This window comes from uncultured Allobaculum sp. (assembly GCF_948576815.1).
GTDB lineage: Bacteria > Bacillota_I > Bacilli_A > Erysipelotrichales > Erysipelotrichaceae > Allobaculum > Allobaculum fili.
Genome location: NZ_CAPAEZ010000031.1, coordinates 1 through 14,206, shown reverse-complemented (window position 1 = coordinate 14,206; position 14,206 = coordinate 1). Strand labels below are relative to the sequence as shown.

The 14,206-nt window shown below is 52.5% G+C and carries 11 protein-coding genes and 1 other annotated feature; of the genes, 10 read left to right on the top strand and 1 reads right to left on the bottom strand.

The window, feature by feature from the left end; all coding sequences use genetic code 11:
• Window positions 1-43 precede the first annotated feature (43 nt).
• Window positions 44-772, bottom strand: coding sequence for a hemolysin III family protein (locus Q2J39_RS05815; RefSeq protein WP_230266630.1), 729 nt, complete (start codon window positions 770-772; stop codon window positions 44-46).
• A 394-nt stretch (window positions 773-1,166) separates the two neighbouring features.
• Here Q2J39_RS05815 and Q2J39_RS05810 point away from each other — a divergent pair, with 394 nt between their 5' ends.
• The 10 genes from Q2J39_RS05810 (at window position 1,167) to obgE (ending at window position 13,964) form a co-directional block, all read left to right on the top strand.
• Entirely contained in the window at window positions 1,167-4,112 is a 2,946-nt protein-coding gene (locus tag Q2J39_RS05810; protein WP_288339398.1) for an AAA family ATPase, read from the top strand.
• Between the two features lie 97 nt (window positions 4,113-4,209).
• Window positions 4,210-5,169 carry a signal recognition particle-docking protein FtsY gene (ftsY, locus tag Q2J39_RS05805; protein WP_230266632.1) on the top strand — a complete coding sequence of 320 codons (960 nt, stop codon included), beginning with the start codon at window positions 4,210-4,212 and terminating at the stop codon, window positions 5,167-5,169.
• Window positions 5,170-5,175: 6 nt separating this feature from the next.
• Complete coding sequence (gene ylxM / locus Q2J39_RS05800) at window positions 5,176-5,481, top strand: YlxM family DNA-binding protein (protein WP_230266633.1); 306 nt, start codon at window positions 5,176-5,178, stop codon at window positions 5,479-5,481.
• Window positions 5,482-5,861: 380 nt separating this feature from the next.
• Window positions 5,862-7,055: an acetate/propionate family kinase gene (locus Q2J39_RS05795; protein ID WP_288339401.1), complete on the top strand. Its 1,194-nt coding sequence runs from the start codon at window positions 5,862-5,864 to the stop codon at window positions 7,053-7,055.
• On the top strand, window positions 7,042-7,971 hold the full coding sequence (locus Q2J39_RS05790) for a bifunctional oligoribonuclease/PAP phosphatase NrnA (protein ID WP_230266635.1): 930 nt from the start codon (window positions 7,042-7,044) through the stop codon (window positions 7,969-7,971). Before Q2J39_RS05795 ends, Q2J39_RS05790 begins: the two co-directional genes overlap by 14 nt.
• Before the next feature lie 249 nt (window positions 7,972-8,220).
• Window positions 8,221-11,325, top strand: coding sequence for a DNA polymerase III subunit alpha (locus Q2J39_RS05785; RefSeq protein ID WP_288339404.1), 3,105 nt, complete (start codon window positions 8,221-8,223; stop codon window positions 11,323-11,325).
• A 248-nt stretch (window positions 11,326-11,573) separates the two neighbouring features.
• Window positions 11,574-11,647 (top strand) — a sequence feature (ribosomal protein L21 leader region).
• A 14-nt stretch (window positions 11,648-11,661) separates the two neighbouring features.
• A complete protein-coding gene (gene rplU / locus Q2J39_RS05780; protein ID WP_230266637.1) occupies window positions 11,662-11,964 on the top strand; it encodes a 50S ribosomal protein L21 in 303 nt (100 codons plus the stop codon).
• Window positions 11,964-12,272 carry a ribosomal-processing cysteine protease Prp gene (locus Q2J39_RS05775; protein ID WP_230266638.1) on the top strand — a complete coding sequence of 103 codons (309 nt, stop codon included), beginning with the start codon at window positions 11,964-11,966 and terminating at the stop codon, window positions 12,270-12,272. Before rplU ends, Q2J39_RS05775 begins: the two co-directional genes overlap by 1 nt.
• Before the next feature lie 46 nt (window positions 12,273-12,318).
• A complete protein-coding gene (gene rpmA, locus Q2J39_RS05770) occupies window positions 12,319-12,603 on the top strand; it encodes a 50S ribosomal protein L27 (RefSeq protein ID WP_230266639.1) in 285 nt (94 codons plus the stop codon).
• Between the two features lie 77 nt (window positions 12,604-12,680).
• Window positions 12,681-13,964: a GTPase ObgE gene (gene obgE / locus Q2J39_RS05765; protein WP_230266640.1), complete on the top strand. Its 1,284-nt coding sequence runs from the start codon at window positions 12,681-12,683 to the stop codon at window positions 13,962-13,964.
• Window positions 13,965-14,206: the final 242 nt, after the last annotated feature.

Genomic DNA, 14,206 nt, shown 5'->3' with positions numbered 1-14,206 from the left:
GGACCTGTCATCTGTTCCATGAACACGAGGAGGAATTTGTCAATTAAAGATAAATCATAATGGCGCAAAGGTGAAGAATTGCTGCCGCAGCAATCATCAGATGCCAGACAAAATGGGCATACGGTTTCTTCCGGGCGTAGAAGAAGGCGCCGATGGTATAGAAAATGCCGCCGCCCGCAATCAGAAGCACAAAGACGGGACCGCATTTCATCCAGACCAGTGGCAGAACGAAGATCGCCATCCATCCCATTAACATGTAGAGCGTCATGGAAATCGCCGGATGGGAGTATTTGGAAATGCTTTTGAGAAGAATGCCTGCAATGGCCAGAATCCATTCCAGTGCGAGAATGGCGTAGCCGACTGGACCGCCAAGCAGAACCAGACAGATGGGCGTATACGTCCCCGCGATCGCTAACAAAATCGAGATGTGATCCAGTTTTCGAAAGACCATTTTCCAGGTCGTATCGTAGGGCATGATGTGATAGAGACAGCTTCCGCCAAACATGAAGATCATGCAGATCAGGTAAATGCCGATGCCGACCGTTCCCAGCCAGCCCGCTTTCTGCCAGGCGATGACGGAAAGAACGGGCATCGCAAACAGGAGAAGAAACATCATCACGCCATGGCTCACGGCGTTGCCGACTTCCTCGCCAAAGCTGAGATGAAACGTATCTTTCATCAGGCGGCGGCTCATTTTGGGTTTATGGTTTGGCTCTTCCGGCTGATCGGAAAGATTGGGATTGGGCAGAGAAGAATGAAGAACAGATTCCATACGGAAACTCCTTTCGAAAAATGGAGAAGCGTGCAGGCCGGTGCAGCCGGGTTTGCAGAGGCTCTCTAACTAGTTTTTATTCTACTGTAATCTAGATATTAAAACCAGATGTAAGACCTGTCCTTTGGAAAACGTCAGAAATACAGACTGGAAGGGGTGTCTTTGATCCCTTCTTCTGCCTGAAGCATGTACCTCTTGATTTGCGGCGTCTGGTTGCCCGCTTCCGGTCTTTCGTTCCATATATATGGATCATCATATGTGGATCATCGTTTCTCCAGCGGATGTCTTCACGCTGGATAAGACGACAGGCAGTGCGTTTTTCGCATAGGCAAGGCAGATTTGAAAAGAGGGCCCACTAATGAGAAAATAGGCATTCAGGAAAAGGAGGGCGCCAATGTTCTTAAAACGGATTGAACTAAGCGGATACAAAAGCTTTGCCAATCGAAGCGTTCTGAACTTTGAAGAACCGCTGACCGGCATCGTCGGTCCAAACGGCTGCGGAAAGAGCAACATCACCGATGCCGTTCGCTTTGCGTTAGGCGAGCAGTCTGCTAAATCACTGCGTTCCGGATCCAGCCTGAATGAAATGATTTTCGCGGGAAGCCAGAGCCGCAAGCCGGTCAACATTGCCCGGGTTACGCTCGTCTTCGACAACTCGCAGAAAATCTTTGATTCCCCCTATGAAGAAATTGAGATCACCAGACAGATTCAGCGCGGATCCTCGGAAATTTCCAACTGGATCAACAAAACGCCCTGCCGTCTGAAGGATATTCAGGATCTGGTTATGGATACCGGCCTGGGAAGAGATTCTCTTTCCATTATTTCGCAGGGCAACATTTCTTCTTTTGCGGATGCACGGCCGGAAGAACGCCGTCTGCTTTTTGAAGAAGCGGCCGGTGTAGCCAAATACAAAAAGCGCAAAAAGATTTCGCTGGCCAAGCTCGAAAACGTCAAAGCCAATCTGGAACGTGTACAGGATCAGGTTGATTCTTGCGCGTCTCAGATGAAGACGCTCGAACGTCAGGCTGAGAAAGCGGAACAGTATCTGGCCTGCAAGAAGGAACTTGCGGATATCGAGATTTCGCTTCTGGCGATGCAGATCGAAGAAAACAAGGAAAAGGAACTGGAACAGAAAGCTGCGCTTGAGCGCATGCAGACCCGTCAGAATGAACAGAACCGCATCAGTATGGAAGCGGATCAGCAGATGGAAGCACTGCAGGAGGAAATCCGGCATACCGACGCAAGACTCGTGAATCTGCAGAACGAGCTGGCCCGCGTCATGGAAGAGTCGGTTTCCTTAAACAAGCAGAAAGCCATTCTGGATGAGCGGCGCAAAATTTCGCTCTCTTCTGCGGACAAGCAGGCCAGAGCCCAGTCGCTTCTCGAACTGTTTTCAGAAGCCAAATACGAATACGAAGACCGCCGGCGAAGACTGGCGGCTATGAAACTCGATACGCAGACCCGGGAAAGTCACCAGCAGAAGGCATTAGGCGAAAGCCGTCGTCTGGTCGAAGAAAGCCGCCGCATCGAAAACGAGATTCATTCGCTTCAGAACCAGCTCGCCGGTGTCGAATCCCGTCTGGCTCATCCGCCTTATCGTAACCATGGCGTACAGGCCGTTATGCACAATGCCTCCCGCCTTTCCGGCATTTGCGGTCTCGTGCAGGATCTGCTCGAATGCGACGACGAATACATGAACGCGATTTCTGTCGCGCTCGGTTCCGCAAACGAACAGATTGTTGTGGAAAGCGACAGCGATGCCCGTCGGGCCATCGGCTGGCTGAAACGCTCCGGCGCAGGCCGGGCGACGTTCCTGCCGCTTTCGGTATGCAAGGGAAGGTATCTGCAGGACTGGCAGCGCTCGATCGCCATTAAGCAGCACGGCATTCTCGGCGAAGCCAGCCGCTTCGTTCGATGCGAACCGCGCTATGAAGCGCTGCGCGACCGCCTGCTGGGCAATATTCTGATTGCCTCCAGTCTGGAAGAAGCCAACCAGGCCGCCCGGGCGCTGCGTCAGTCGGTTAAGATCGTTACGCTTGGCGGCGACGTCGTTCACGCGGGCGGTGCCATGACCGGCGGATCGCTTCGTCCAAACGTCAACCCGATTCCGGCTCTGAAAAAGGAAAAGGAACGTCTGCTCGATGAAATCGCAGCGCGCAGGGAAGCGCTTGGCGATTTGCAAAGAGAATTCGATCAGGCGCAGGCGCAGACGTCGCAGATGGGCAGTGAACTGCTTCAGATGAAAATCGAGCAGGAAAAGCTCGCCAGCATCGTGCAGGTCAAAAAGGAAAAATACGAATCGCTCCAGAGACAAATCGCCCAGCTCAATCTCGATCCGGTTCTGGATGAAGAAACCGGCGCGGATGCGGCGACCGAACTTGTTGAACGCATTTCGGCCCTTCACGCGAAGTCCGATGAGCTCAACGCGCAGATTCGCATGGACCAGGAAAAGAAAACCGCTCTGCACGAACAGAGCGCCAGAGCCAGCGAAACGCTGCGAAACGCCAGACGCGAGCTGACGAGTCTGATGGAAAAAACATCGAAAGTGCAGTCCGAACTCGCCCGTATTCAGACCCGTCTTGAACAGGATCTGCTCCGTCTTGGTTCGGATTATTCGCTGACGTTTGAAGCCGCAAAAGCGAAAATGCAGCCGATCGAACCCGTGTCGGCCAGAGCGCAGGTCAAGAAACTGCGCTCGCAGATCGTCGCGCTGGGCAGCGTGAACCTCGAAGCGCCCGAACAGCTCAAGGAAGTGCGGGAACGCTATGAGTTCCTTACATCGCAGATGGAAGAGCTCATATCCGCCAGCGAACAGATTCTCGGCGCCGTCGATGAAATGGATCAGACCATGATCACCCAGTTCAAGGACATGTTCGACCGCATCAACGGCTGTCTCGATGAAGTGTTCCAGTCCATGTTTGGCGGCGGCCGCTGCCGGCTCGTTCTCTGCGAACCGGATAACCTGTTAGAAAGCGGCGTCGATGTCGATGTACAGCCCCCTGGAAAATCCGTCAAGAATCTGCAGACGTTCTCCGGCGGGGAAAAGGCGCTGATTGCGATCTCGGTGCTGTTTGCTATATTAAAAGCTAGAACCGTACCTTTATGTATTTTTGACGAAGCGGAAGCGGCCCTTGACCAGGCCAATGTAGAACGCTTCGCTCGCTACCTCAAGCGCTTCAAGGACCAGTCGCAGTTCATTACCGTAACGCACCGTCCGGGAACGATGGAGCAGTGCGACACGCTCTTTGGCATTACCATGCAAAAAGACGGCGTCAGCCAGGTGCTCAAAGTTCAGCTCAAGGACGCAGCTGGAGCAGCAGGCGAACCAACGCAGGCTTAAGCGCATTGGATATAGCAGCAAAGAACCAGAAATCACCAGAAAAAATCACTGAAAAAAAGTATGAACCGGAACTCTAGCCGGAGAAGGAGGGCTTGGCATGGCCTTTTTTGAAAAACTGAAATCCAAGTTTGTCCGTTCCAAAGACAAGGACAAATACCTCAGCGGGCTTTCCAAAAGCCGGAAAAGCTTCGGCGACCGGATCCGCGCGCTGTCCAACAGCTTTCATGGCATCAACGATGAACTTCTCGAAGAGATCATGATCATCCTGCTCGAAAGCGACATGGGCATTCACACCGCACAGAAAATCGTGGACGAATTTGAAGCCCGTTCCAAGGAAATCAAAAACTACGATTCCATGGAAGACTACCTGATTCAGATTCTTTACGATTTCTACAACCCGGAAAAAGAAGAACCGTGGCACTTCAACGAAAACGGTCCGACCGTCATCCTGATGGTTGGCGTCAACGGATCGGGAAAAACGACCACAACCGCAAAGCTGATCAACTTCTTCCAGGAAACCGGAAAGACGGTGGCTGCAGCAGCCGCCGATACGTTCCGTGCCGGGGCAGTCGAACAGATTGAAATCTGGGCCGAACGGCTGAACGCCCCGTGCATCGCCGGCAAGGAAAAGCAGGATCCGGCCAGTGTTATTGTAGACGGTTGCCGCTACGCAAAAGACAACCAGATCGATGTGCTGATCTGCGATACCGCCGGCCGCCTTCAGAACAAGACGAATCTGATGAAAGAGCTCGAAAAGATGAGCCGTGTTGCCGGACGCGAAATCGAAGGCGCCCCGCACGAAACGTGGCTCGTTCTCGATGCGACAACCGGACAGAACGGCATTTCGCAGGCGAAGGAATTCATGGAGGTCACCCCGGTAACGGGTATTATCCTGACCAAAATGGATGGTACCGCAAAAGGCGGCGTCGTTATGGCGATCCGCGATCAGCTCGGTCTGCCGGTCCGTTTCCTCGGACTGGGTGAAAAACCGGAAGATCTGCGCCCGTTCGATCTGTCTTCCTATCTGATCGGCATCACCAAAGGACTGGAAGACTAGTCGAACATGATTTCGCATCTTGAAGCCAACGATCTGTTTGATCTGTACAGCCTCCTGCTTTCGCCCAGACAGCAGGAAGTGCTTTCGCTTTATTTCCAGGAAGACTTTTCGCTTTCGGAAATCCGGGAAAATCTCGGCATTTCCAAAGCGGCGGTGTATGACGCCCTTCAAAAAGGGGTAAGCGCCATGGAGCAGTACGAAGAAAAGCTCCATCTTCTGGCGTATCGAAAAATTATTAACGACTATATCGCGGACCATCCCGAAGCCAGAGTGCTCGAAGAAAAGCTCGAAGCGATCGGCGCGTCCGATTAAAAAATCCATCTATGCCTGCAGCCGGCTCCCGCCTGCGCGTCCAGACATGGATCCATTCAGAACTACGGCAGAGGAAGAAAAGCCTCTGCCTTTTTTTCGAAATCCGTTTTGTTTCGGTTTTGAATTGTCTTTGCAAAATTTGCGCTCGACGTACTGGAGGTCCGCGGTGCCGGTCCACCTGCTCGAGTGACCAGAAAAGCCAATCGCTTATACACAAGCGGTTTTTCGATCGTTCGAAACCGCGCAGCAAGTCTCCCTTCGTTTTCCGTAATTGCGGTAAATATTTCAATTTCTAGGACGGAAATCACAGGGATTCATCTGCGGATGAAAAAGGTTGTACACTGAAAGAAGCGAAACCTAGAGAAAAGGAGATTTTTAAAATGGCAATTGTTATGTCAGTCAATGCCGGCAGCTCTTCCCTGAAATTCCAGGTTTATGAAATGCCGGAAGAAAAAGTTCTCGCCAAAGGACTTGTTGAACGTATTGGTTTAAACGATGGAGTGTTCTCCATTACCGTGGACGGTCAGAAATACACCACCACCTGCGATATCCCGGATCACGAAGCTGCAGTACGCATGCTCGTTGACGCTCTGCTCGAGCACCACGTTGTAAATTCCCTCGATGATATCAAAGCCGTTGGCCATCGTATCGTACACGGCGGCGAATTCTACTCGGATTCCGTTGAAGCCAGCACCGATGCGGTTGAAAAAGTCGAAGAGTGTATCCCCCTTGCACCGCTGCACAACCCGGCAGGTCTTGTAGGATACAAATCCTTCTCCAAACTGCTCCCCGATGCCAGCCAGACTTTTGTTTTTGATACAGCCTTCCATCAGACGATGCCGGCAGAAAACTTCATCTACCCGATTCCTTACGAATACTACGAAGAAGATAAAATCCGCCGCTACGGCTTCCACGGAACAAGCCACAAGTATCTGACGCAGCGCTATGCCGAAATCACTGGCAAGAAGCCGGAAGACGTTCAGATCATCACCTGCCACCTCGGAAACGGCGGTTCCATCACCGCGGTTAAAGACGGCAAATCCTTCAAGACGTCCATGGGTCTGACTCCGCTGGCCGGTATCGAAATGGGTACCCGTTCCGGCGACATCGATCCAGCCATCCCAGGCGTTCTGATGCAGCGTCATAACCTGACTGCACAGGAAGTCGACAATATCCTCAACAAGAAATCCGGTCTGCTTGGCGTATCCGGCGTATCTTCCGACAGCCGCGATATCGAAAACGCAGCCAAGGAAGGCAACGAACGCGCAAAACTCGCCAGCAAGATTTTCGATGACCGCGTTATTGAAACCGTAGGCGGCTACTATGCCCTGATGGGCGGCGCAGATGCCATTCTGTTTGCGGGAGGCATTGGCGAAAACTCCATCACAACCCGTGAAGCCATCATCGACGGTCTCGCTGCTCTGGGTGTAAAACTCGATCACGAAGCCAACAACTGCCGCGGCAAGGAAGTGAAAATTTCTGCAGATGACTCTTCCATGGACGTGTATGTCATTCCGACAGATGAAGAAGTCATGATTGCCCGCGACGCCTACAAAAATCTTGCCGCTGAATAAAGAAGTACAGCCTCTGTTTGACGCATTTGATCAGGCAGAGTCGATCGTCGTATTCCATCATTTTTTTCCGGACCCCGACGCCCTGGGTACGCAGATGGGTATGGCTGAGTTTTTAAAAGCACGCTATCCAGACAAGACGATCCTCATGGCGGGGAGCCAGGAGGGCATGGATTCGATCAGCGATGCACAGATGGAACAGTCTTTAGCGCTTCTGTGCGATACCGCGACCGGCGAGCGTGTGGATGATCTTCGCTTTACCCGGGCAAAAAAGATTGCCCGTATTGACCACCACATTCAGCTCGAAGACTACGGCGATCTTGATTACGTCGATGAAAAATCGGCGGCCGCTGCTCAGACCGCAGTCGATATTCTTAAAAAGCATGGCGAAACGCTGACGCCTAAGGCTGCCCAGCATTTCATGGAAGCTCTGATGTCCGATACCCAGCGCTTTACGTTGCCCAACGTCAGTCCGGCGACGTTTGAAGCCGCAGCGTGGCTGGTCGGCCAGGGCGCAAGCGTGCAGAAAGCGGCGCTGAATCTCTATTCCAAAACCGTTTCGCGCAGCGTCTATGAAGGCAAGGTGCTTTCGAAACTTTGCGTACTCGATCGTCTGGCGATTGCGGTGATGAGCCGGGAAGACTACCTGTCCATCGGACTGCCTTTTGAAGACGCCAAATCGGTGGTCAACATCATGGGCAATCTGGATGGCGTGGAAATCTGGGCGCTCTTTACTGAGGAATCTGACGGCGTGCATTATCGCGGTTCGCTGCGTTCGCGCTCGATCGCGGTCGACGCGCTGGCCAACGAATGGCATGGCGGCGGTCATAAAAACGCCTGCGGCGTTAAGAATCTTACCGCTGCCGACGTGGAAACGATCACGCAGCAGCTGCGCAGACTTTCGCTTTCCAAAGACTAGATGCAATATGGGAATCGAACGATTCCAGAAACGGGATCAGGAGATTTCAAATACAAAATTCAAGCGAAAATTCGGCTGTCCGACCTGGGAAAACTCAGAGCGGACAGCCTTTTTTCACGCCGTTGTGTCGGCTTTCGACAGGCTTTTGCGAAGCACTCTGTCCGGCGTCCGTTCTGGCCAGCATATCCGTTCGGCAGGCGGGAATAGCCGCCTTTTTGTGGAGTTCTTGAGAAATGGTAAACTAGGTCTATGATTCATCTTCATACGCGATCACGCTATTCGCTGCTCGAGGCGGTTCTCGATATTGACGACATCATTCGCCTCGCCAAGGAAAATCATCAGACGGCTGTGGCCCTGACCGATCATCGTTCGATGTTTGCGACGATGTCTTTTGTGCATGCCGCAAAAGAAGCCGGACTCAAGCCGATCATTGGACTGGAAGTCGAGACAAACTGGAAAAATCAGCCGATTTCCTTTTTGCTGCTGGCCAAAAACGGACAGGGTCTGCATTCGCTTTATCTGCTTTCTACCCGACTGATGTCTGACTCGACGCCGCTTGAACTCGACGATATGAAGGCGTATGTCGACGGCTGTATTCTCATGAACGCAGGCGGCGACGACGTGTTCGAAACGCTCGCTCATGAGCCAAATGAAGACCTTCTGGATGAACTGCTCGATACGCTCAAATCCTTTGTCCTGGATCCGGACGATCTCTATATCGCAATGTCGATTCACGATTCACCGTATTTCCGTCAGAAAGATGAACAGCTCAAAAAGCGTGCCCAATTCAAAGGGATCCCGACCGTTGCGCTCAGCCGGATTGAATACGAAAAACCGGAAGATGAGCGCACCCTGCGCCTTCTGCAGGCGATCAATCAGCAGAAAGTGATCGACCATCCCGACATTCGGGTACGAAGCGGCCGCTACTGGCGAACAGAAGACGAAATGGAATCGCTCTACGACGCGGACGATCTCAAAGCCACGGAAACGATTGCCGCCCGAATTGAAGACTACCGTCTGCCCAAAGCAAGTCTGCCGCAGTTTGTCAACAAGGTAAATCTGAGCAGTGAAGACTACTTGCGCGAGCTGTGTCTGGCCGGTCTGAAAAAGCGGCTGCAGGGAAAAACGGTCAACGCGCAAGTGTATCGCGAGCGGCTTGATCATGAGCTGAATGTCATTTTGTCCATGGGGTTTGCGGACTATTTTTTAATCGTATGGGACTTCATTCGCGAAGCGCGTTCCCGCAAAATTCTCGTCGGTCCCGGACGAGGCAGCGCGGCCGGATCGCTCGTTTCGTGGGTGCTGGGCATTTCGCACGTTGACCCGATTCAGTCCGGATTGCTCTTTGAACGTTTTCTTAATCCGGAGCGTATTTCCATGCCGGATATCGATACCGACTTTCCGGATAACCGCCGCGATGAAGTGATCGAATACGTACAGTCCGTCTATGGAAAAGGCCATGTCGCCCATATCGTGACTTTCTCCCGATTAAAAGCGCGTGCCGCTTTGCGCGACTGCGCGAAGGCATTAGGTCTTGGCGTACGGGAAGCGGATAAGCTGACGGCGATTGCGGCGACGATGCCAAACGAAACGCTGCCGTCGGTCTATGCACAAAGCCGCGCGTTTTCTTCGCTGGTAGAGAATTCGCCCTCGCTCAAAAAGCTGTATCACGCCGCCTGCGCCATTGAAGGCTTTCCAAGACATACGTCCATTCATGCCGGCGGTATTGTGCTGGCGCGGGATGTGATTACCGAACAGGCACCGATGATGGACGACGGCAGCAGCGTCCCTGCCGTTCAGTTTTCGATGGAACATCTCGAAGAAATTGGTCTGATCAAATTCGACTTTCTGGCGCTGCGCAACTTAAGCATGATCGAAGAAATCCTGCAGGAAATTCAGCGCCAGAACGGTCCGGTGATCGAACCGCTCCATCTGCCTTTAAACGATCCGCAAGTGTATGCGCTGCTGCGCACCGGCGATACGCTGGGCGTCTTTCAGCTGGAAAGTTCTGGCATTCGTCAGCTCATTTTGCGCTTCAAGCCGGAACGCTTTGAAGATATTGCCGCCATTCTGGCGCTGTATCGACCGGGCCCGATGAAAAGCATCGATACGTATCTGAACGCCCGTTTCAACCCGCGGGCCAGACAGTCGATCCATCCGCTGATCGATCCGATTCTGGCCGAAACCGGCGGCATTTTCCTGTATCAGGAGCAGATTATGGAAGCCGCAAGAATTCTGGGCGGATTTACTCTGGCGCAGGCGGACATTTTGCGAAAGGCGATGTCCAAGAAAAAACGCGAAACGATGGAAGCCTGGAAAAGCCGCTTTGTAGAAGGGGCGCAGAAGCAGGGAATTGAAGCCGAACAGGCTGACAAAATATTTGAAATCATGGAACAGTTTGCGGACTACGGCTTCAACAAGTCGCATTCGTACGCGTACGGTCTGATCGTTTACCAGATGGCGTGGCTGAAAACCCATTACCCGCTGTCGTTTTATCAGGTCCTGCTCGATTACACGGGCAAGTCCGGTGCCAAACTCGCCAGCATTTTGGGCGAAGCCGCCCATCGGCACATTCGCGTTTTGCCAGTATCGCTCAACCGCTCCGGTACCCGTTATCAGATCGAAGGCAACGCGCTTCGGATTCCGCTTACGCAGGTCCGTACGTTTTCGAGACAGCAGGCTGAAAAGATTGAACAGGAACGCCAGGAACATGGCCCCTTTACGGATCCGGTCATGTCGGTGCTGCGTCTTTCCGCACTGAAAATCAAGGACGAGCAGATCGTCAGCCTCGTTCGGGCCGGTGCCTTTGATGAAATGGGCATCAACCGCGAGAGTCTGGAAGCCGCGCTGGAAGAAATTCTTCGTCTGGGCGATCTGGCCATGCTGGATCCCGAAGGCGGCGGGTGGCGTCTGGCCGGCGTTTCCGCGCCGATCGTCGCCAGACTTCCCGTCGATCCAGCCAGACGAATCGTTCACGAAAAGGACGTGCTCGGCTTTCTGAGCGGCCCGCATCCGGCAGAAGGCGTTCGCGCATCGGATCGATCCCTCGTATCGATTGCGGCTGCAGGCCGTCTCAAAGGTGGTACGAGCCTACGCATCTGCGCCATGATTTCCCGCATCCACCTGCATAAGACGAAGAAAGGCGATACGATGGCTTACGTTACGCTCGATGACGATACCGGACAGATGGAAGGCGCTGTCATGCCCACGACGTATGCCAGAGCGCAGGACGATTTGAAAGACGGTGCGTTTGTGGTCGCCCAGGGCAGGATGGATCAGCGAAGGGAAGGGTCCATGGCGATTTTTGAACTCCACTTTCTGCCGCTCAGTTCTGGTCCAGTCCGACGGCGCTGAGCCAATGAGTCGTACCGGTCTGAAACGATTCGAGCCGGTACAAACAGATAACGAAAGGCAGAACTAAGAAGAATCAAGCAGAAAAAAACTCAAAAATCAGGATGCTGAATCCAAAAAAGAAACGAAAACCCTTTCGGCGGCTGGCTTCGCGGCCAATGCCAAAAAAGCAATTCGCCTTTGCCTAAAGGCTCAATTTACCTACTTGACGCGGACATAAGGAATCATTAATATATGTCTGTTGCAGTCTTCACGACTTGCAACCGCACAGAAGAGGCTTTAAAGCGGCGACAAGCCCGCCTTCATGGCGAGTATCAAGAATCGGAAAGGAGACCATCTATGTACGCAATTATCGAAACCGGCGGAAAACAGATCAAGGTTGAAGACGGATCCGTAATCTGGGTAGAAAAACTGAACGCTCAGGAAGGTGAAACCGTAACATTCGACAAAGTTCTGTACGCAGACGGAAAAATCGGCAAACCCTTCGTGGAGGGCGCCGTTGTAACCGGCGTGGTTGAAAAACAGGGCAAAGGCAAGAAAATCACGATCGTGAAATACCGCCCGAAAAAATCTTCCACACGCAGAAAACAGGGTCACAGACAGCCCTATACGCGCGTTAAAATCGAATCCATTCAGGCTTAATGATTCGGATCCGTATTGCTCGGCGCGGCACGGATATTCAGGAAATTAAGATTACCGGACACGCTCTGTCGGCTCCATACGGAGAAGACCTGGTGTGCTGCGGCGTATCAGCCATTTCCATATCCGCATTAAACGCGATCGACGAAATGTTCCCAGAAGCCTGCCGGCTTGTCTGCGAAGACAACCGCATTCTCATCGATGTTCAGACGAGCAGTGAGAAACTGCAGACGGCTCTGGACATGGTTGCGCTTCAGCTTCAGTGCATGGCGCAGACGTATCCAAAGCACATCCAGCTGGGAACGGATTAACGTGCAGCTTTATATTTCAATCATCCGAAGAGAAAGAGGTAAAATCATGCGTTTTAATATGGACCTTCAGTTCTTCGCTTCCAAAAAAGGTGTAGGTTCGACAAAGAACGGCCGTGATTCGCACTCCAAACGCCTTGGTGCGAAACTCGCAGACGGACAGAAATGTCTGGCCGGTGCTGTCATCTACCGTCAGCGCGGAACTAAAATTCATCCCGGAACAAATGTAGGCAGAGGCGGCGACGATACGCTCTTCGCTACAGTTGACGGCGTTGTTAAATACGAAAGACTCGGCAAAACAAGAAAGAAAGTTTCTGTTTACCCAGTTGACTAAGCAAACATTAAATTGAGCCTGTCCAAGGCTCTTTTTTCATGTATGAAATATGATGATCAGGAGAGTGAGGTACCAGCATGTTTGTAGATCAGGTCAAAGTTCACGTCAAAGCCGGTAAGGGCGGCGATGGACTCGTGTCGTTCAAACACGAAAAATATATTGCCAATGGAGGTCCTTTCGGAGGAGACGGAGGAAATGGCGGCAGCGTCATCTTTGAAGCCGATCCCGGTATGGTCACCCTTCTGGATCTGCGTTTCAACCGGATTATCCGTGCCCAGGAAGGGGAGAAGGGAAAGAACAAGCGGATGCACGGCGCCAACGCCTGCGATCGTATTGTTAAAGTGCCGCTCGGCACAATCGTCAAGCGTGCCGATACCGGCCAGATTCTGGCCGATCTGACGGAAGCCCATCAGCAGCAGGTTGTCGCGAAAGGCGGCCAGGGCGGACGCGGAAACTCGCGATTTAAATCGTCCCGCAACGTCGCCCCGCGCTATGCGGAGCCGGGCAAGGAAGGTGAAGAATTCGATGTCATCGTCGAACTGCGCACCCTTGCGGATGTCGGCCTCGTCGGCTATCCGTCGGTCGGCAAATCTACATTCCTGGACGCTGTATCGCGTGCCCGCCCGGAAATCGGCGATTATCCGTTTACGACCATTACGCCAAACGTCGGCGTAGTCCAGACCAAGGACGGCCGCAGCTTTGTCATGGCGGACCTGCCAGGGCTGATTGACGGCGCCAGCGAAGGAAAGGGCCTTGGCCATCAGTTCCTTCGTCATATCGAACGCTGCCGCGTTATCATTCATGTCATCGACATGGGCGGCGAAGAAGGCCGTGATCCGGTACAGGATTACGCCAATATCAACAAGGAACTCGAAAACTACCATCTGCGTCTGCTTGAACGCCCGCAGATTGTGGTCGCCAATAAAATGGACGAAGAACATGCACAGGAAAATCTGCGCCGCTTCAAGGAAGCCTATCCGGATCTCGAAGTCTTTGAGACGATGACCCTCATTCACGAAGGCCTGGATCCGGTACTGCGCAAAGCGGCCGATCTGCTCGAGACGACGCCGGTTTTCCCGGTCCTCGACGAAAACGAGCAGGATCAGGGCGTTACGTATACGTTCGCCGAAAAAGAGAAGCCCTTTACGATCGAGCAGGCGGCTCCTGGACGCTACAAAGTCTATGGACCGCTCATCAAGAAAAACTTCAATCTCGACAAGCTCAATACAGATGAGGACTTCTACAACTTCGCCAATCAGATGCGCTTCCTTGGCATCGATAAGCATTTGCGCGAAGCCGGCGCGGAAGACGGCGACGTGGTGGAACTCGAAGGCTACGAGTTCGAATTCCTGGAAAACTAGTTTTCCCCATACTTTTAAATGTTTAATAACAGGTCGTCTGTCCCAGAACGGAAAAACAGTTTCTGGTAAAAATGGATGATGTCCGTGCAGATTCAAGCCGAAAGGAATATTGTTTTCCTCTCGGCTTTTTTTGCGTTCATCGCCTTTTACCTATTGAAAAGGCGAGCTTTTCTAAAATCTGCAAGGCATTTTAAACTGTACCCCAGAAAGTGGACAATTTTTTTAGAGTCAACCTATTCCAA